This window comes from Myxacorys sp. (genome assembly GCF_059501405.1).
In genome coordinates this window covers 1-19,193 of the sequence record NZ_JCACCM010000163.1, presented here as the reverse complement: position 1 = coordinate 19,193, position 19,193 = coordinate 1, and the positions used below count along the sequence as shown (strand labels likewise).

Annotated in this window: 17 protein-coding genes and 1 riboswitch; of the genes, 10 read left to right on the top strand and 7 right to left on the bottom strand. The window is 47.9% G+C overall.

The genetic code is table 11. The annotated features are described in order from the left end of the window. Positions 1–217 precede the first annotated feature (217 nt). From AC5I6P_RS22430 to AC5I6P_RS22420, 3 genes are all read left to right on the top strand, one after another. Positions 218–490, top strand: coding sequence for a hypothetical protein (locus tag AC5I6P_RS22430; protein ID WP_495695987.1), 273 nt, complete (start codon positions 218–220; stop codon positions 488–490). Positions 491–907: 417 nt separating this feature from the next. Continuing rightward, a riboswitch (cyclic di-AMP (ydaO/yuaA leader) is annotated at positions 908–1,063 on the top strand. A gap of 134 nt (positions 1,064–1,197) precedes the next feature. Next, the gene (locus AC5I6P_RS22425; protein WP_495695986.1) at positions 1,198–1,848 is read left to right on the top strand and encodes a universal stress protein; all 651 of its coding nucleotides are present in this window, start codon (positions 1,198–1,200) and stop codon (positions 1,846–1,848) included. A gap of 416 nt (positions 1,849–2,264) precedes the next feature. Next, positions 2,265–2,708 (top strand): hypothetical protein, encoded by a 444-nt coding sequence (locus AC5I6P_RS22420; protein WP_495695985.1) that lies wholly within the window; start codon positions 2,265–2,267, stop codon positions 2,706–2,708. On the opposite strand, the gene AC5I6P_RS22415 is transcribed toward AC5I6P_RS22420, so the two are convergent. The 4 genes from AC5I6P_RS22415 to AC5I6P_RS22400 form a co-directional block, all read right to left on the bottom strand. After that, the gene (locus AC5I6P_RS22415; protein ID WP_495695984.1) at positions 2,705–3,823 is read right to left on the bottom strand and encodes a histidinol-phosphate transaminase; all 1,119 of its coding nucleotides are present in this window, start codon (positions 3,821–3,823) and stop codon (positions 2,705–2,707) included. The genes AC5I6P_RS22420 and AC5I6P_RS22415 overlap by 4 nt on opposite strands. Positions 3,824–4,099: 276 nt before the next feature. Further along, a complete protein-coding gene (locus AC5I6P_RS22410; RefSeq protein ID WP_495696074.1) occupies positions 4,100–5,926 on the bottom strand; it encodes a R3H domain-containing nucleic acid-binding protein in 1,827 nt (608 codons plus the stop codon). Between the two features lie 195 nt (positions 5,927–6,121). After that, positions 6,122–7,264 (bottom strand): circadian clock protein LdpA, encoded by a 1,143-nt coding sequence (ldpA, locus tag AC5I6P_RS22405; protein WP_495695983.1) that lies wholly within the window; start codon positions 7,262–7,264, stop codon positions 6,122–6,124. Positions 7,265–7,431: 167 nt separating this feature from the next. After that, positions 7,432–7,905 (bottom strand): NAD(P)H-quinone oxidoreductase subunit N, encoded by a 474-nt coding sequence (locus AC5I6P_RS22400; RefSeq protein WP_495695982.1) that lies wholly within the window; start codon positions 7,903–7,905, stop codon positions 7,432–7,434. Between the two features lie 323 nt (positions 7,906–8,228). Between AC5I6P_RS22400 and AC5I6P_RS22395 the strand changes: the two genes are divergently transcribed. The 6 genes from AC5I6P_RS22395 to rnhB all read left to right on the top strand — a co-directional run bounded on the left by AC5I6P_RS22395 (position 8,229) and on the right by rnhB (position 15,774). Beyond that, positions 8,229–8,657: a hypothetical protein gene (locus AC5I6P_RS22395; protein WP_495695981.1), complete on the top strand. Its 429-nt coding sequence runs from the start codon at positions 8,229–8,231 to the stop codon at positions 8,655–8,657. Positions 8,658–8,708: 51 nt separating this feature from the next. Beyond that, complete coding sequence (locus AC5I6P_RS22390) at positions 8,709–9,158, top strand: YidH family protein (protein ID WP_495695980.1); 450 nt, start codon at positions 8,709–8,711, stop codon at positions 9,156–9,158. 293 nt (positions 9,159–9,451) lie between these two features. After that, positions 9,452–9,787: an STAS domain-containing protein gene (locus tag AC5I6P_RS22385; protein ID WP_495695979.1), complete on the top strand. Its 336-nt coding sequence runs from the start codon at positions 9,452–9,454 to the stop codon at positions 9,785–9,787. A gap of 66 nt (positions 9,788–9,853) precedes the next feature. Further along, positions 9,854–12,532: a TIGR03960 family B12-binding radical SAM protein gene (locus AC5I6P_RS22380; protein WP_495695978.1), complete on the top strand. Its 2,679-nt coding sequence runs from the start codon at positions 9,854–9,856 to the stop codon at positions 12,530–12,532. A 413-nt stretch (positions 12,533–12,945) separates the two neighbouring features. Further along, positions 12,946–15,093, top strand: coding sequence for a ribonuclease E (gene rne, locus AC5I6P_RS22375; RefSeq protein ID WP_495695977.1), 2,148 nt, complete (start codon positions 12,946–12,948; stop codon positions 15,091–15,093). Positions 15,094–15,096: 3 nt separating this feature from the next. Continuing rightward, on the top strand, positions 15,097–15,774 hold the full coding sequence (gene rnhB / locus AC5I6P_RS22370; protein WP_495695976.1) for a ribonuclease HII: 678 nt from the start codon (positions 15,097–15,099) through the stop codon (positions 15,772–15,774). Here rnhB and AC5I6P_RS22365 read toward each other — a convergent pair. Both AC5I6P_RS22365 and AC5I6P_RS22360 read right to left on the bottom strand, forming a co-directional pair. Continuing rightward, a complete protein-coding gene (locus AC5I6P_RS22365; RefSeq protein ID WP_495695975.1) occupies positions 15,760–16,692 on the bottom strand; it encodes a GNAT family N-acetyltransferase in 933 nt (310 codons plus the stop codon). The genes rnhB and AC5I6P_RS22365 overlap by 15 nt on opposite strands. 98 nt (positions 16,693–16,790) lie before the next feature. Continuing rightward, complete coding sequence (locus AC5I6P_RS22360) at positions 16,791–17,372, bottom strand: DUF1997 domain-containing protein (protein ID WP_495695974.1); 582 nt, start codon at positions 17,370–17,372, stop codon at positions 16,791–16,793. A gap of 196 nt (positions 17,373–17,568) precedes the next feature. On the opposite strand from AC5I6P_RS22360, the gene pheA reads away from it, so the two are divergent. Further along, positions 17,569–18,408 carry a prephenate dehydratase gene (gene pheA / locus AC5I6P_RS22355; protein ID WP_495695973.1) on the top strand — a complete coding sequence of 280 codons (840 nt, stop codon included), beginning with the start codon at positions 17,569–17,571 and terminating at the stop codon, positions 18,406–18,408. Between the two features lie 2 nt (positions 18,409–18,410). Here the strand turns inward: pheA and AC5I6P_RS22350 are convergent, their stop codons facing one another. Then, positions 18,411–19,067, bottom strand: a complete 657-nt coding sequence (locus tag AC5I6P_RS22350; RefSeq protein ID WP_495695972.1) for an LON peptidase substrate-binding domain-containing protein — start codon at positions 19,065–19,067, stop codon at positions 18,411–18,413. Positions 19,068–19,193: the final 126 nt, after the last annotated feature.

Sequence of the window (19,193 nt, the reverse complement as noted above, 5' to 3'; positions counted from 1 at the left end):
GACTACAGCTATTACGTTCTGTGCGAAGAGTAATAAAACAAACAGAAAACGATTTAGTATATTCACGTGCTTTTGCAACTTCCCGTCTCATGCTTCGGTATTTATGCCAATGAGAAAGACCTGAATAACTTAGTATTTTGTACATCAAGGCGAATTAGCTAAACGCCTCTCACAAAAGCTTCGGATCGAACTTTGGACTTTCATTGAGATGTTGGTTATGCAAACCCTGTTCCTACTCCCTGTTGGCTTCTACCTTCTAGTAATGCCGATTTTGTTTTCCGCTTGGATGACTTTCTTCCGCCGCGATGAAGAAATGTCTGATGAAGAAAGAAAAACATCTTGGTTTGTCATTGCGATCGCAACAATGCTTTGGCCGATTGTGCTTCCCTTCGCTTACTTAGAACTTTTGGGCAAGCTCAAGCGCTCCACAAAAACGGCACGTCTCTACCAACGTATGCTTGAGACAACTAATTCTCAGCAAGCAGCCTAGGACAAGGTTTTTCAGTAAGCTAACCCCAATTTTTCTAGCTTGTAAGAATCTATTTGTAAAAAATATTAAGAATTTTCTGTCGGTAGTCTTTGCTAGGCTAAAAATTAGTGTAGATGACTGCTTGTTTTTATTTATGAGAAATCACACTTTATGAAGAATCGCAGAGTTGGCATGCACTGATATACTATTCAGAGTGTCTCACGATTGAGCAAACTCATGAGCTGAAGTGGTTTTGTTTTGCAGATAGCAGTTCTCACACCTTAATCTGTAATAAGTTGGTTATTAACGGATTTAGAATCAGATTGTCGAGCTTAAATTCTGGCACATCTTCTTAATTCTTAAATCTGATACGTTCTCACAGTGGAATGTTTTAGCGTCAATTTCTCATATGTGGGTAGCCTAATCTGAATTGAGCAACGGGGTAAAGCTCCGGGTTCAAATTCAAGCGGAGGAACCAATGTTTCTGGGGCGAATTTTAAGCGTTTTGAGGTTTAGGTCAAACCTCTCTGCGTTTGAGAGAGACACCTTCCAGTCTTAGCCCGTCAGCTAACTCCGTCGGCAATGGGAGGAGTGCCCAAGACTTGTGCTGCCCAGTGCAGTAGTCGTTGTGGTCTCCTGGGAGTTACAGGTGTCAGCGTATAAGTTTGACAACTGTAACTTTGCCCGACCCACCTCTCGCACACCGTCGTTAGGAGAGGTTTGTTATCGTGAATATTTTGTCAATGTTGGCACGGCTTCAGGACACGCTGGGTTGTACTGATTTGGTCAACCAGATGTTGCTCTTGCCGCAAGCAAAATCGCCTGTAGGTTCCCACAACGCTTCAAGCTCAGAAATTAATCTAGTTGTTGGTTATTCTCACTCGCCTCGCAGTCAGACGGCGCTGGATCTGACCTTATGGATTGCCCATCAGACCCGCTTAGCTACGGGGAAACAAGTGACTGTGCAAGTGGTGTATGTGATCGACGAATGGATGCAAAGACTGGCCGATTTGCAGCCTAGCCGACCCTACTGCGATTTAGAGCGCTCTGTAGGAGGAAACAGCACGACTGGTGGAACTGCCGTTGCTGAATGTCAAGAGGTAGACTTACAAGCAGCTCCAGCAAGTATGGCGGAGGTGTTTGAGCAAGCCGATCGCATTCTTTGGCACGCGCGTTGTCTTGCAGAGGAGTGGCGAGGTTCTCTCAAAACTCACTTGCGATTTGGCTCCGTTGCCGAAGAGCTAAAAGCGGTGGTCAAGTCTGAGTCAGCCTCGCTGATGATTTTGGGCTGTGAATCTAAACATCATTCATTGGTCAAGCAACTGGGGCGACTCCCATGCCCGGTGTTAGGAATTCCATCCAATGTGGAAGACCACTAAGAACATAAGTCATCGCTTCTGCGTTTTTTCTAACGCGCAATAGGCTGATTTAAAGTTGTGCTAACAGACTTAATTAGCAAAGGAGAATCGTGAATTACCCGTTCTTCTAAGAGAGGTTCTAAAAACTCTTCACATCTCCTAACTTCTGGCAGTTTAAGGTCTATCTTTTCTAGAAGTTAGGAGATAAAGGGAGCGAATGCTAACAAATTGAAAATGAGACCTCTTGCAGAAATGCTCAGGCACTTCACAGGGCAGAAAGAATGAGTGCGAGAGAATGTATAACTTCCGCTAGCGCTCCAAATTACGAATGTGTATTATCAGTCGCTTTGATTTCCATCACGTACAGCTTCTTGCTCTCTAGTTCCATGCCATAGAATAGGGGGGCAATTTTCATAAATCGTAATTCTTTAAGCAAAGTGGCTGATATTCTGACTCAGCTTAGTAAGGGACAGTTGCTGATCGTCAATAGCCGTAGACGAAACGGCTTAATCTTATATAAGCGCTTTCATGCTGAGTTCGCTGGACCTGGAGCCGCTGTCGGTAGTTTCTTTGATTTGGATTGTGAACGAGTGTTACCCATAGGTGATTTGGCGTTGGTTTGCCCAAAGTCCCCCGAAGAGCGCCAGAAGGCATATTTAATCCGCCGGCAGTGGATTCGGTTGACTCAACAGTTGACTGACAATCCATTACCAACTCAGCGAGCACAAATGATTCTGAATCAGTTTGACAATTATTTTGGTGCGGAAATCGTAGCTCAAGTGCCAGATGATGCCTTCGCGCTTCTCGTTGGGGTGTTACCTCAGACGATTGAACTGATTCGTCGAAACTCCCAAACGTCTTATATGGGCGGCGCAGGCTAGAGCATTTCGACTAGAGCTTGTTTCATTCGATCGCAGGTGCGCTGATTTTCGTCTGGAGTTCCTACGGTAAGCCGCAACCCACCACCCGTATACCGAATCAGGGTGCCTTGCTGTTTGAGCGATCGATAAATTGCTTCAAGTTTAGAGTCAGCCTCATTTACATTCTGCAACCGAATATGAATGAAGTTGGCATCACTATTCCAAAGGCGAAGCTGTTTGTGTTTTGAGAGTTCTGCAATGAGTTTGCGACGTTCTGTTAGCAAGACATCCACGATCGCGAGGAGGTGCTGTCGTTCCGATAGGGCAAATTGTGCAGCGGAGATCGTAAAGCTTGGCAAGTTATAGGGCAATCGGACGGTCTCTAGCGTGGTGATTAGATCGGGATGAGCGATCGCATAACCCACTCGATGTGCCGCTAAGCGAAATGCCTTTGAGAACGTCCGTAACACGACCCAATTGGGATGCTGTACCAGTTCATCTGCTAATGTTGTCTGGCTAAATTCAAAATAAGCTTCATCAATGACAATCAAGATGTGCTGAGGAAGGCTCCTTAGCCAAGTAATTTCAGCTTCAGTTAGAGCGTTTCCAGTGGGCGAGTTGGGATGCACCACAAATACAACTCGAATCGGTGGCTGTTGAGTGTCGATAATGGCGGCTTGTGCAGCGGTCAAATCTATCTCGAAGGTGTCCGGAGATCGCGCGATCGTAACCACTGGAATTCCTAATGTCTTTGCCAAAATGCCATACATCGAGAATGTAGGATTTGCGACGAGAATAGAGCCTTCTCCGTTGAGGCACGTCGCAATCAGCAGAGAGCGAATCAATTCGTCGGAACCGTTGCCAACGGAGATATTTGCAGCCGCGAAGTTGGCGTTGGAGGAGTCTGTTGCGTAATCTGCGATCGCCTCCTTCAAGGCAAGATAACCTCCGTCGGGATAACGATTCGATTCGATCTGTTGTTGCCACGTCCAGGCCAATTTTTCCTTCAGTTCTTCGGGCAGATCGTAAGGGTTCTCGTTCACATCTAAGCGATCGAGATGCACGGCTGAATTATCGGTATGGTGAGTACTGTAAGCAGTGAGCTGCGCTAAATCTGACCGAATAAACTGGAGCATGGCAGAAACGATAGGTTTTGAGTGAGAAGAGGTGCATTAAACTGCACTCCACAAATTTTGCCGTCAGGAACGCTGTCTTTGCGCCCTTAAGACTTAAAACTTGAGACTTAAGAAACGGCGCAAAATCTCCGATTTCTAGTGATGTGTAGACCTGTTGATTAGCTTCGATGGTGTGTCTGTAAAGACACGATCCATCGCGTCTTTACAAGGGCAATGCGACCGACCACAGGTTTACAACACTAGCCAATTTCTCAAGAAATTGGCTAGTGTTGCACATTAGGCAGGATAGATTCGCAAACGGCGATTTGGCTCCTCGCCAAAGCTGTTCGATTTTAGACGATAGTGTTCGACCAACTCATGCTGCATCTTGCGAACCATCGCCGATCGCGGCAACAACTCAACAGGCTGTCCTTTTGGAATGACAATCTGTTCAACCGCTAATCTTGCTTCTTCTAACGCTTCGATTTCGTCGGTGCTGTCGCCGCGCACGAGTAAATCTAATTCTGCATCGGTGGGCGCTCCTAAATCATCTATGTTGAGCGCATGACGCAAGGAAAGAGCAATTTGAGGAACGCTATTTGATTTGACGGTGTGAATCGGAATCTGTCGTGTTTGAGCGAGATGCCGGAGCTTAGAGTGATTCTTGACGTGCGATCGCAGGGCCAACACTGTGTCAGCATCCTCGATATTTTTGGTCAAAACAATTGGTAAGTTCAGCGTCCGGATCACCTGATCGAGGTTTTGCCGACTCACCCCATATGGGTAAACGTGCAAGGGCAATTCTTCCCCATTGGGACCGGGGAAGTAGCGCTGTTCAGTTGCGCTTTGATAGGGAGAAGCGGCGCTTCCGTTAGGGCTACGCATTGCGCTAAAGGGATCAGACTGCTTGCCTAAGGATTCGTCAAGCAGCTGCTCAAAGGCTTGCTGTTCGGGCGAAAGCGGCGCTCTGCTTTGACTGGAGACGGCTTTCATACGACCCGACGATCGCCATCCCCGGCTCTGTGGTGCCGCAAACTGGCTCGATTCTTGAGAGGGAAACCCTCCATGAACCACGTTAGAACGCAACTCACTCCGAGATCCTAGCCGTGCCGTTGCCTGTTCACTAACGGGTTCATGGCTAACAACCACTTTGCCCGTTTCATCAACTGTCCTGACTTGAGGATTGGGAACTCGCCCTCGCAACACGCTATCCACGGTTTCAGCGACCTGTTCGTGGACTACCCACTTTTCTCGTTCTAGCATTTCCACCGCAATATCGAACGTCGGTGGTGCTTTGCGCTCTAAAACGCTTTTTTGAGTTCCGCGCCGTCTTGCTTCGTCGTCTCCCAAGGTGACAGATTGAATCCCACCAATGAGATCAGATAGCGTTGGATTTTTGATCAAATTTGCTAATTGGTTGCCGTGGGCTGTTCCCACAAGCTGGACGCCCCGTTCTGCGATCGTTCGGGCGGCTAGGGCTTCTAGCTCCGTTCCAATTTCATCAATGACGATGACTTCAGGCATGTGGTTTTCCACTGCCTCAATCATGACCTGATGCTGCAACTCAGGACGGGCAACCTGCATCCGTCTCGCTCGCCCGATCGCGGGATGCGGCACATCTCCGTCTCCTGCAATTTCGTTAGACGTGTCAATGATGACGACGCGCTTATCCAACTCGTCTGCCAACACCCGAGCGATTTCTCTTAATGCCGTCGTTTTGCCAACACCAGGACGACCCAGCATCAAAATCGAGCGACCACTTTCTACCAAGTCGCGAATCATGCCAATCGTTCCGAAGATGGCTCGACCCACGCGACAGGTTAAACCGATTACATCGCCACGTCGGTTCCGAATGGCGCTAATCCGGTGCAAGGTGCGCTCAATCCCAGCTCGGTTGTCTCCCCCAAAATCGCCAACTTTGGTGATGCTTTCATTTAACTCGTCTTGAGTGATCGGATCTTCCGATAGGTACTCTGCTTTGCCTGGAAATCGGGCTTCAGGACGCCGTCCTAAATCCATGACGACTTCGACTAAACTGTCTCGCTGCGGATGTTGATTTAAGCGATCGCGCAGAGCATTCGGCAAAATATCTAATAATTTCGTTAAGTCGTCGGTCACTTGCATTCTTTTAGGTGAGGAGATGAGTCCGGTGTGACGGTCGTTCTGGTCGTAGTCAGAATCGGGGACTGAGGAAACGTTGATCTCGCTGGGTTGCACCATAAGTTGTTCAACAAGCTCCAAAAAGAACGGGGAACGGAAGTCCTTGAGGGTAGGGTACGGGATCGCAATCTAGCACTGGTGTATGCTAAATCACTTGTATCAATAGATTGGAGAAGAACGGACCTGGGAAGGTTTGATTTGGCTGACGAGTGCATCCGCGATCGCAACGGCTTGCCACAATAAAGCGGGAGTTGTCTCGATGTGGACGGGGAATTGTGAGTCGGAAGGCGTTCTCATCGCATTTGGTGGTAATGTTGATGGCTGCATTTCCAGTACCTCAAGCTGATTCAGAATGGGTAAAAGTAGACTCCGGGCATAGCTTCCATAGGCAATTCCTGCAATAGAGCTAGATACAAACGTACTATTTCTATTGTGCAACAAATTTAACGCTTCTAGCTTGGGAACAGTCGATTGATTCGTTCCTCCTGCCAGTTGCACATACCCTGGAAGATTAGCGGCAAGAACTTTCTGACCAAGTTTTAAGCAAGCTCTTGTGGCTCCGTCGCCGATATCGCCGCTCATCGGTCGTCCATCGGTTTGCCAAATCAAGGCGCAGGGCAGGGGCGATATCAAATCGTGTAGTGCTTGCAGGTAGTCAATCAGCTCCTCACCATCGGGACAGCTAATGGCAACAAGTTTGAGTTGATGTACCCACGGTGCAATCGCACTCCACAATCGCTTAAAGTCTTCAAATCGCCCTACTTGGGTATGAATCTCGATCGCGTCCACCGCGGCTTGCCGTAAAATTGGCGAAATTACTTCTGGCGTGTAGATATATGATCGCGTTGAAATTTGTTGATCAGGACAAATAGGAATACATCGTCCGCACCCATAACAGAGTTCATCAATCACACCGGAGTAGTGGCTAAATCTGATCGCTTGTGCTGGGCAAACCTTCTCACAAGGCTGCGGACAATCCGTTGGACAGTCTGATGCAATAAATTCTGCTTTGCAGAAATGTGGATCTTCTCCATCATTAAGGCTGACCATGAGCCAAGGTGATGAAGCGTGAAATCCTCGACGGCGGGCTTCATCAGAAAGAGTGTGCGCGATCGCAAAACCTTCTCGTGCTGTAGCGACGATCGCTGGATCAGCAGCGACATCAATACAATCCGCACCAGCAAGGGCATATGTGAGGGCGAGTGTGCGAATGGCAGGAAGATGCTGAAAGCTGGCTCCGCAAATGAGTTTAAACCAGTGACCTTCCTTAAGGGAGTGTAGAGGGTGAAGATATTCAGTCACCCCTTTATGCTAATGTGCAAATCGCAAATAAAGCTGATTTTTAAGAAAAATTGACTCCTAGGACATAGGTAGGGACGAGGGATGAGGCGGAAAAGGCTGATCAACTTTCAACAGTCCAGAGTTCTGTTCCATGTTTCTACTTCCATCCCTCATCCTTCATCCAACTCTTACGCCGCGATCGCATCAGTCAGCGGCGTCCACCGAAAATAGCGTTCTCCACCCACTTCAACCACAAGCTTGACACGAGGCTCTAGTTTCGGAAGGTTTGCCAAGTATTCAAGTTCTTGGCTAGAGAGAATGTGTCCTTCAATAATCCAGAGCAACAGCCCTTTGGATTTGGGAGGAAGGTTGTCAACGTAAGTGGTGACAATAGGAGGAGCAAAATATCGATATCCGACAGCCGCTCCAGCCCCTGTACTCTTCTTACCCAAGTGAGCTGGACGAACGCCGTGAACGCCCGTTAAATAAGCGGCAACGTCCCCTAATCCCCGTGCGGTGATACTGACTGAGGTGTATCCAGCAGCGCGTATCCGACGGCGATAGCGTCCCTCAAAGCCCCCTTCTAAAGGAACGTACGCGGCAATTGCGCCGTGTTTTTCAACATCTTTAATCAGTTGTCCACCTGTTGTAATAAGTGCCATCTACGATCGCTCCTTTTCCCATCCTCTCTACTGTAATAGATACTGCTGATCAGAACTTCTTCATCTTTCACTAGAAATCCTTTAAGCTTCAGCCAACTATTGGTCAGCCGCTTGTTCGTTCCTAATTCTATTCATTGCTTCTGTTTCCTGCGCTCAGAAAAATTTGAACTCAGCAATTGGTATACCTCTATAGATTTTGTAGTGCTAGAGAGCAAATGCTGTAGTGTCAGAGAGCGAATGTTGCGATCGCAAGTGATGATCTGCTAACTCAATCTCTTAAAATTAAAATGTAAGATACCGTTCATAAAACTCAATTGATACCCATGAACTCTGCTGCATTTCAGGCAGGGAAAGACAAAGCGCTCATCTTTCATCCCTCTCAAATCGTTTACCTAGAACACGATTCAACTCGGCTTTATGCAGAAGTAGTCCAGTTTGTGGAATCGAGACGCCAATGCTGGGTGCGTCCATTGGCGTTAGCATCTCAGTCAGATGCTGCCATAGACTGGACAGATTGCAACTCCTTAGCTCTACAAGACTTACGGGACGGTTCCGATCTAATGTGTCCTGCCGTTCTGTTCCGACAAGCATTAGATACTGACGTCATTCCGCTCCTGTCCTGGCTCTGCAGCTTAGATGCTAATCCTGAACTTAAAGTACAAACCAAACCTGCATCTCATCAACTGCACCAGTTTATTCAAAAGATTTGGCAAGCTTACCCTGAGGTATTCTCAAGCGATCGTTCCAAATAGATTGTGACATCCAGTTATTCGCCTGCATGATATTTTCTGTATGACATTTTCATGACAAAAGAGCCAAAGATCGACCGTCAACGAGAACATCAGGCGAACGAACGCACCTTTTTGGCGTGGCTACGGACCTCGATCGCATTGATTGGTTTTGGATTTGCGATCGCTCGCTTTGGTTTATTTCTCCGCCAACTACATCTCGCTCTAACTCAGCAAGAGTATCAAGCAGATTCACTCTTTAACTCGGAAAATTTGGGCGTTAGCTTGGTTGTGTTCGGCATTACGATGGTTGCATTTGCGGCATGGCGATATAACCAGGTGTTATGGCAAATTGAACAGGGCAATTACCGTCCCAGTCCTCTCTCCATCTGGGTAATAACAGCGGTTGTCATGATTCTAGGAACGCTCAGTATTCCACTAATCTTGTCGCGCACCAAACTACCCAGTCCTTCTCCTGCACCTACCCGCTCTCACACGAACTGTCCCTTTATCAGTCGGAACTAGCAAGAACAGATCCGGGAATTTATCGAGAAAGATCTGCATAGAAATGCAATTGAGTTTGCCTTATCTGCCTCATCTCAGCAGCTTTGACAAGACTAGATTGTGAGTCGCATGGAATGTGTATTTTTTTACAGTTTAAATTCAACCTCTTACTGAAAAGTTTATAAAATAGCCATCATCTAATAAAGATTCTGCCAAACTCGACAACCGCTCTAGGCAATGTCAAGGATACCTAGCTATCGTCAGGGGCATTGGCATCAAAATTCTTGGTTTTGGACTTTATTAAAGGTAACGTTATGCAGAGTGTGCTTGTCCGTCCTCAAACTGCTATTGTTCGTCCTTGCGGTTGCCTAAATGCCGCCAGCGCACCCCAGTTTCAAACTCAGTTAACAGCCGCTATCCTATCTGAGCATCATTCCACAGTGTTAGTAGATCTGAGCCAAGCTGAAGCGCTTGATAGTGCAGGCTTGATGGTCTTGGTCGCTGCTCTCCGGCTAGCGCAACGCAGAAGCAAGCGCCTGAGTCTATGTTCTGTTTCTGCCTCAACTCGTATCATTTTTGAGATGACTCAACTCGATCGCGTCTTTGACATCTTCGAGAGCTTTACTGCTTTTGAATTAGTCACCGCTTAGTTCCATCGGTTGAATCGCGTGACAATCGTCCGCAACAGAGTAGGTGAGTCAGTATACTGATAGTCTATGTCCTCTCTGCTAGGCAAAGTCATCGTGGTAATTCCAACGGATGCTCCCCCTAAGAAGCGCGACCAAACTGTTGCTGTCGAAGAACTCCTCACCTCGGATATTCTTCGTCCGGCTCGGTATTTGGGAAATGAGCTAGGCGCAGTGCATAAGCCGTGGCAAGACAGCACCATCCGCTGGGTCTTAACGTACCCAGAAGTGTATGAAGTGGGTGCGTCTAATTTGGGACACATCATTCTCTACAGCATTCTGAACACCCAACCCCGGCAATTGTGCGATCGTGCCTACCTCCCTGCTTCCGACTTTGCTGCCAAGCTTCGCGCTACGGGCACTCCGTTGTTTGCGGTCGAATCCCGCCGTCCACTAATTGATTTCGATATTCTAGGGTTTAGTCTAAGCTACGAGCTAGGGGCAACTAATATTTTAGAGATGCTCGACCTAGCAGGCATCCCGTTAACTTGGCGAGAGCGATCGGGGACTGATTACCCCTTAATCTTTGCAGGTGGACAGACGGCAACTTCTAACCCTGAACCCTACGCCGACTTCTTCGATTTTGTTGCCCTTGGTGATGGTGAAGAACTGTTGCCTGAAATTGGGCTAGTGCTTGAGGAAGGCAAAGCAGCAAAACTGAGTCGTGAAGAGATCTTGCTCGATTTGGCACAGGTTCCAGGCGTCTATGTGCCACAGTTCTATGACATGGCGGCTGATGGTTCGATCCATCCAAATCATCCAGATGTTCCAGCTCGAATTCTGCGTCGGGTTGCCGATCCGATCCCGGCTTATTCAATTGGCTTAGTTCCCTATGTGGAAACGGTTCACGATCGCCTCACAATCGAGATTCGACGCGGCTGTACTCGCGGCTGTCGGTTTTGTCAGCCCGGAATGCTGACTCGCCCAGCGCGGGATGTAGAGCCAGAAAAGGTCATTGATGCGATTGAGCAGGGAATGCAAGCAACGGGGTATAACGAATTCTCGCTCTTGTCGCTCAGCTGTTCAGATTATCTCGCGCTGCCTGCGGTTGGAGTTGAAATCAAAAACCGTCTCAAAGACGAGAATATCTCGCTGTCTCTGCCAAGTCAGCGTGTCGATCGCTTTGACGAAAACATTGCTCACATTATTGGTGGAACTCGCCCGATTGGCATCACCTTTGCCCCGGAAGCAGGGACTCAACGGATGCGAGACATCATTAACAAGGGCTTGACGAATGAAGAACTGCTTCGCGGCATCAAAACAGCCCATGAGCAAGGTTGGGATAAGGTCAAGCTTTACTTCATGATTGGGTTGCCGGGTGAGACAGATGAAGATGTGCTAGGAATCGCAGACACCCTGCGCTGGCTGCGCCGCGAATGCAGCCAGCAGGGCAGACGACGGTTGGATTTTAATGTGACAATTTCTAACTTCACACCTAAACCCCACACGCCTTTTCAATGGCATTCTGTCTCGACCACAGAGTTTAAGCGCAAACAGAATCTTCTCAAAGACGCTTTTCGTTCGATTCGGGGCGTCAAAATTAACTTTACCGATGTCCGGATTTCTGCAATGGAAGATTTTGTCGGTCGGGGCGATCGCAGGTTAGCACCCGTCGTTCGACGGGCGTGGGAGCTAGGTGCGGGCATGGATGCCTGGTGGGAAAGCCTCGATCGTGCGTATGACGCGTGGACGCAAGCCATCGAAGAATCGGGTGTTGGCTGGAAATATCGCCAGGTTGAAAGCGGAGAATGGAATGTTTTTGAACAGGCGGCAGGTGCAGCTTCGCTGGATACTCCGTTGCCGTGGGATTATCTCAATACTGGAATCGATAAGCAGTGGTTGAAAGATGACCTCCAAAAAGCTTTAGAAGCGGCAATCGTGCCAGACTGCTCCTTTGACGGGTGTTCTCACTGCGGGGTGTGTAGTAATGATTTCGGCCACAATGTGATTGTTCCGCCTCTACCAGTTCCTCAGTTCAATGGACATTTCAAGCCGGTTCCCGATCGCGTGCAGCGCATCCGGGTGCGGCTGGGCAAGGTAGGAGACATGGCGCTATTAAGTCATTTAGATATGATGCGCTTATTTGATCGGGTCGTACGACGTGCGGCGATTCCGATTGCATTTACGCAAGGATTTCATCCCAGTCCTCGAATTGTTGCCGCAAATGCATTGCCGCTCGGTGTTACAAGTTCGGGTGAAATCGTTGATTTTGAGTTGACGCGATCACTAGACCTCGAAGACTTCCGCCATAAGCTAAGTACTCATCTTCCGGCTAACTTACCTGTGTATGCTGTTGAAGAGGTCAGTCTCAAAACCCCTGCTGCAACTCAAATATTAGAAAAAGCAGAATATGAAATTACGGTAGATGTTGCCGCTCAGTCTGCATTCTCAAACTGGCAAACTTGGGTTGAGTCGGTTCTATCGCAGGCCGAAGTGTGGTTAGAGCAAAAAACGAAATCTGGCAAAGTGCATCAAATTAATGGGCGCGATCGCTTATTTTCACTTTCCCTGATCAATATCTCGCCCAACTCATCCAAAGCTGTGCTTCGCTACATTGGAAGCTGCCGTAATGACGGCACAATGCTTCGTCCAGAGCAAGTTGTGAGGATGTTAGAACAGGTTGCTGAGCAGGAATTCTGTCTCCTCTCAATTCATCGCTGCCAACTTTTTCTAGCAGCAATCGGTCAGATAGAGGATGCGATCGCCTAGTCTATTGCTATAAAATCTGTAAAGTTTGTGCATATGTAGGTCTGCACGCTATAATGCAATGCATCAGAGGCTGAATATAGGCTAAACGTTCTCCGTGGTCGCCGCCGGAAGATCCGTCTTTAGACTCCTCAGCTTTCTTGCTAGACTTTTCGCGCATTCTTCATAACGTACAGTGGTTGCTTCTGGGTAGGAGTTCACTGTTCTACTAGCCGAAGCTCACGAATTGACTCGTCTGTTACGGTAGTAGCTTCCTTGATGGTAGCGTCTTAAGCATCTCAAGCGATGAGTCGCCCAGTTTTAGATGGTAGTCGGGGTTTAGCTGAATAATCTCACACCTAATTCCACCTAATTCTCTGCGAGAAGAGCAAAACTTCAGTAATGGCTTGATCGCAACCAAACTTTGAGGAAATTGAATGCCAAAGCAGATTGTTATCGCGGAGCAGCATCGAATTGCTGCCGTTTTTTCAGAAGACCAAACTCAAGAACTAATTGTTGCAACCGGTAGCCACCAGGTTAGTGATATCTATTTAGGTGTCGTAGAAAACGTCTTACCCGGCATTGATGCCGCTTTTGTTAATATTGGTGATTCTGAGCGCAATGGATTTATTCATGTTTCTGACTTAGGACCACTACGATTAAAGCGCTCGGCAGGTTCCATTACTGAACTGTTGGCTCCGCAGCAGAAGGTATTGGTTCAGGTGATGAAAGAGCCGACTGGTAACAAGGGACCTCGCTTGACCGGCAACATATCGATGCCTGGGCGCTATTTAGTCTTAATGCCATTCGGTCGTGGCGTGAATTTGTCTCGCAGAATCCGCAATGAAAATGAACGCAATCGCTTAAGAGCCTTGGCGATTCTGGTAAAACCTGCGGGAATGGGCATTGTCATCCGCACAGAAGCTGAAGGAATGCCCGAAGAAGCCATCATGGAGGACTTAGAAAATCTCCAGCGCCAGTGGGAATCGATCCTTCAAGAAGCAAATTCAACTCGTGCCCCCGCCTTGCTGAACCGGGATGATGATTTTATTCAACGCGTGTTGCGTGATGTTTACAACGCTGATGTTAACCGAATTGTCGTGGATTCCCACACAGGGCTAAAGCGCGTCAAGCAGCAGTTGATGAATTGGGGCGGCGGAAAGCTACCCCAAGGCGTATTGATTGATCATCACCGCGATCGTGTTCCTATTTTGGAATACTTCCGCGTAAATGCTGCCATCCGCGAAGCTCTGAAACCTAGAGTAGACTTACCTTCAGGTGGCTATGTCATTATCGAGCGAACCGAAGCTCTGACCGTGATTGACGTTAACTCTGGTTCCTTTACTCGTTCTGCCACCGCACGAGAGACAGTGCTGTGGACAAACTGTGAAGCTGCTACTGAGATTGCGCGTCAACTGAGGCTCCGAAACATTGCGGGCATCATCATTGTCGATTTCATTGATATGGATGCGCGTCGCGATCAGTTGCAAGTGCTTGAGCACTTCAATAAAGCCCTCCGCAGCGATAAAGCAAAACCCCAAATTTCCCAACTGACGGAACTTGGACTGATTGAGCTGACTCGAAAGCGTCAAGGGAAGAATATCTATGAGATGTTTGGGCGACCGTGTCCGACCTGTGCCGGTTTGGGGCAGTTGGTACATCTTCCTGGAGAAACCCATGATGAAGAGGGAGAGAGCATAGAGCGTTCTGCAGTGGCTTTGCGAGAGCGGGAACCTCGTCGGGTAGAACCTCGCCGCGATCGAGAGCCTGTTGCAGCTGAAGCATTTTGGGATGGAGGTGAAGAGCCAGAGCTTGAAGGCAATGACCAAGAATTAGACATTCTGCATCATCCCAGCTATCAAGAACGGAATCGTTCTAATCAAAGTCGTCGTCGCCGCAATGGTGCCGGTAATCGGCGTGAAGGGTTTACTCGCGAGGTGCCTTCAAAAGCAACTCCATGGGAGGAGCCGAATCGTTACACTCCCACTCCTGCCCCAACGAGAGCAGAATACCCAACTCGTACAGACGCTCCAATGAGAGCAGAGTATCCAGCCCGTGCAGAATATGATTTGGAACTAGAAGAGTCGGCTCCAGTCGAGGAGACCTTTACGCCACGAGAGCGAGAGCCTCGATTTTCTGAAGAACGGCGTGGGCGATCGCGGCGGGGTAGCATGAAGCCTGTTCTCGATCCACCCGAAGTCATTCACGTTGAGATGACGCCGGAGGAACAAGACGTGTATGCGTGGATGGGAATTTCTCCACTCATCTTGACCGACAAAGAAGTGAAGAATCCTAAGTCTGCGATCGTCGCGGTTACTCTTCCAGGCGAAGCTCCTCCAGTCTCCATCGTATCTCCGGTTGAGCCTGAAGCCGACGTGGAGGATGAGGAAGAGGATGTTGCGGTTCGTGTCGCACCTGATCTAATTGAGTCCAGTCCGGTTACATCTGATGATCTTGAGTCCAACGCAACATCTTCCGAAGTCGATGATCAACCTGAACAACCCGAATTAGAGCCAGCGGTATCTGATGAGAAGGAACCGCCCCGCCGTCGTCGCCGTCGTTCATCTGCGGCGGTAGCCGAATAGCGCGTGAGCCAAGCACCAAACCTTGATGCGGAGTCTATCCTTTGGCAAGAAGGAATACTCCGCCTTGTGGGTGTGGATGAGGTGGGTTTGGGCTGCCTTGCGGGTCCAGTTGTGGCTGCCGCTGTCGCCATCCCTGCGTTCTGCACGCCGCTTGAGGGTGTTAAAGACTCAAAGTTGCTTTCTTTAAAGCAGCGAGAACGGTTATTTGCTCAGATTCTTGACCAAGCGATCGCTGTTGGGATTGGAATTGCCACTGTTCGAGAAATCGAGCAAATTAACGTGCTTCGAGCGTCCTATTTAGCGATGCAGCGATCTCTCTCCCGCGTTGTGCCTTACGATCATGCCCTAATTGACGGACGCACTATTAAACAAGCCGATCTCGGAGCGCATACGGCAATTATCGATGGCGATGCAACGTCTTATGCGATCGCTTGTGCTTCGATTGTGGCGAAAGTTAGGCGCGATCGCTTCATGCAGCGATTAGCCAAGCGCTATCCAGGCTATGGCTGGGAGAAGAACGCTGGATACGGTACAAAGCAGCACATTCGAGCAATGCAAAGCCTGGGAATTACTTCTTACCATCGTCGAACGTATGCGCCTGTGCAGCAGGTCATTCAGCAGCTAGAGCTACTAGATCGAACAGCCGAAGCAAATCTAAACAGCAAGTTAAGCCCAAATTAAAGTTTTCAGCGATCGCTTTACACTCTGCTTAAAGCTCTGCGCTGTTAAGCTTGCCCTTAGCGAAAGCGGGCGAGAGCCTAACTCTGCAATTAGTCGTGTATGGGTCGCGTAGTGCCACTTGTAGGACTCACCGCCAATAAGGAAATCAAATTCTGTGTGTCCCTGTTTAAAGCTCTCCTCCAGAAGCATTTCGAGAAGCAGGCGTCCTGGCGAATAGGAGGCGAAGGCTACATCGTAGGTTGGAATCCAATAATATACCCGTCCATCGGCAAGCAATCCCATATGTGCTGCAATCACTTGGTCGTTTGAACTTAAGCTAGAGACTAGCAGCAGGTTTCTATCCGCTAACTCCTTAAAAAAATGAATGTGCTGCTGATGAAGGAAGTGATCTGTGCATTTTGATCTTTGATATTGTGCAGACTTTAATTTCATGCAAGTTGCCATAGTTTCTGGTCTGCGATCGTCAAACAGGAAAGTTAAATTTCCCACCTGTTTTTCTAGCTTGCGATGCCGCCGACGGGAATCAGCAAAAGCATTAGAACGATTTTGCTGGACGTGGTCAACAAAATTACCCCATGTCTGAAAGTTCTTCCACAAAACTGTAGGCGCTGCCGTATAAGTCTGCTCTAGCTGCCTCTCATGCCACTCTGCTGTAGTGACCAGGCCATGAGATACTGCCGGCAAATAGGTTATTTGGCGCAGGTTAGCCCCTTCAGGCACCTCTAAAGAGGGATAAGGTTCGTAAAAGTCAATAAAAGAGGTCGAAAAAGAATCAAGAACGATAGGTCGAGTTGAGTTTACAGCAGGTAGTTGCCAGACTTGATTCCCCAAACTGAATAGTGCAGGTTTGGTATCTGTATCCGAGTAGTAGGCGGCACGAAATGCCTCAGCAAAACCTTCACAGGAGTAAACGTTCATCACTTTCCACCATTTTTATTGGTCAAAAGTATAGCCAATTACTGGTTGTAGAGACTAGAACGCTAACTCTGATCACTCAATTCATCACATTATTTTCATTAATAAGAAAGTTTGGTAGAGACAGATGCGTTCGTTTTCTGAACTGAGTTGACTTGAGAATCTACCCACTGCCGATAATCTAAAATTAATTGGCGCAGCAGACGCTGCTTGAACCCTCCTAAAACACTAGCAAGAAGACCATTGCCAGCCGCTTCGAGCAGCGATCGCGGCGTCAAGGAAAATGGCGGTGGTAAATCGACTTCTACAGCTAAATTCGCCTGTCCAGTTAAGTAAGTAGATCCATGTTTTTGAAGGGGATAAAGCTGTCCCTTCAGGTCAAGCATAAATCGCTCATTAATGTATTCCATACCTTGCAATTCGCAGTTCACAGATTGAACATTCACTCTTGCGTCATTATCTGCCCATACCTGTAGATCAACGGCAGGCTTAATGCTAAGTGACATGAATTTGAGCGGTCGCATCGTCAAGCGGTAGCAACCTTCCGCCACTTTTTCAATTTGGCTAGATGCCGCTAATGCATTAACCACTCTTTGCGGTTGACTGAGATAGTTTGCAATGTGGATGGGTTGCTCTGGAACAAGGAGTTCAACCGCTTGGGATGCAGTAAACCGGATATGCATTTAGATTTGTTAAGAGATAAAGATTCTCGAAGCCATTCATCAATCTTAAAGGTCCTCTTATGATTTCAAGTCAATCTTTTGAAATATAAACATAAATAGTTGATCTTACGGTTGGAGAAACCTGAGAAACTTTGTTAAAGCACATACTTTTATGTCACAAGCTCTTGATATCTTTGCTTGACGCAGATTAACCATAATGACAACCGCGATCGCTCACCTAGGACCTAATGGCACGTATGCTGAAGCTGCCGCTCTAATTTTTCTAAATTGGTTTCAAGTGCAAACCGGGCAAGAGGCGGATTTGTGTCCTTATCCTAGTATTGCTCAGACGCTAGAAGCAGTAGCCCATGGTAACGCTCAATTGGCAGTCGTTCCGATTGAGAATTCAATCGAAGGCAGCGTTACCATGACGATGGATGCCCTTTGGCGACTGGATCGACTACAAATTCAACAAGCACTCGTGTTGCCGATCAATCACGCCCTGATTACCCAATCAACGCACCTAGATACAATTCAAGTTGTGTATTCTCACCCTCAAGCCCTTGCTCAATGTCAACAATGGTTAGACAAGTACGTTCCAAAGGCTCAGCGCATTGCCGCAAATTCGACAACAGAAGCATTGCAACATCTGGATGAAGATGCGACAAGTGCTGCGATCGCGTCTCAACGTGCCGCTGAACTCTATAATCTTTCGGTTCTGGCATGTCCTATTAATGACTACCCAGATAATTGCACTCGTTTCCTATTACTAAGTTTAGCTCCTTCTTCCGGTGGGACCCACACTTCATTAGCATTTAGTCTCAGCGCAAATCACCCTGGAATGCTGCTTAAGCCTCTCCAGGTGTTTGCAGAGCGCAACATTAACATGAGCCGAATTGAATCACGCCCCAGTAAGCGATCGCTAGGCGATTACCTATTTTTTGTAGATTTAGAAGCAGACGTGAGACAGGTTGCAACTCAAGGTGCTTTGAGAGAACTACTAACGTGTACCGAGACGCTCAAAATTTTTGGCAGCTACGATTTTCTGCCTCAATAGCGCTACTCTTCAATCACATCGCCCAATGTATCCTTTAAGACAGTTCGAGCAGCAAGATGATTGCGAGTAGACATTAAAATTTCAGATTCGCGCTCAAGTCGAGCGGCAGTATCTTGAAGTTGCAGAAGCGCCTGCTGCTCATCCGCAACTCCATATAAATTGCTAGCAATCCAGTAAGAGAGCTCCGTTGGCAAATCAGGAATCTGCTCTGGCAACTCAATTTCCTGACCCGTCAGTTTTGCAGAGAGCCGCACTACATCTTGCAGCAACTGACTAACATCATTTGCCATAGGTCTAAGATCTTGGCTTGGAGCCTCATCTTCAATCCATTCAACTAGCCCAACTCGGTAAGGCTTCTCACGCACGTACTCCAAAACTCTAAAGCGTTGCTGCCCAAGAGTCAAAACCTTCATTCGATCGTCCGGCAACCGATGAAACTGCACAATTTCGGCGCAACATCCTACAGTTGCAGGCTCACCTTTCACTGGATCCCACATCAACACACCAAAGCGCCGATCCGCTTCTAGAATCGTATTCATCATGATGCGATAGCGAAATTCAAAGATGTGAAGGGGTAACGGTCTCCCAGGAAACAGGACAACTTCAGGCAATGGAAATATTGGAAGTTCGCGGACTGCGATCGATGAGAAGGAAGTCATTACCTACGAGTTAAACGGTGTCTTCTATTTCTACTGTAGCCCATTCGCTCGGGAAAATGAGGCGTTAAAACTTTCGGCGTTGCATAATGGAGAGATGAATAAGGTGATTCTCTGCAGTGCCCGGAA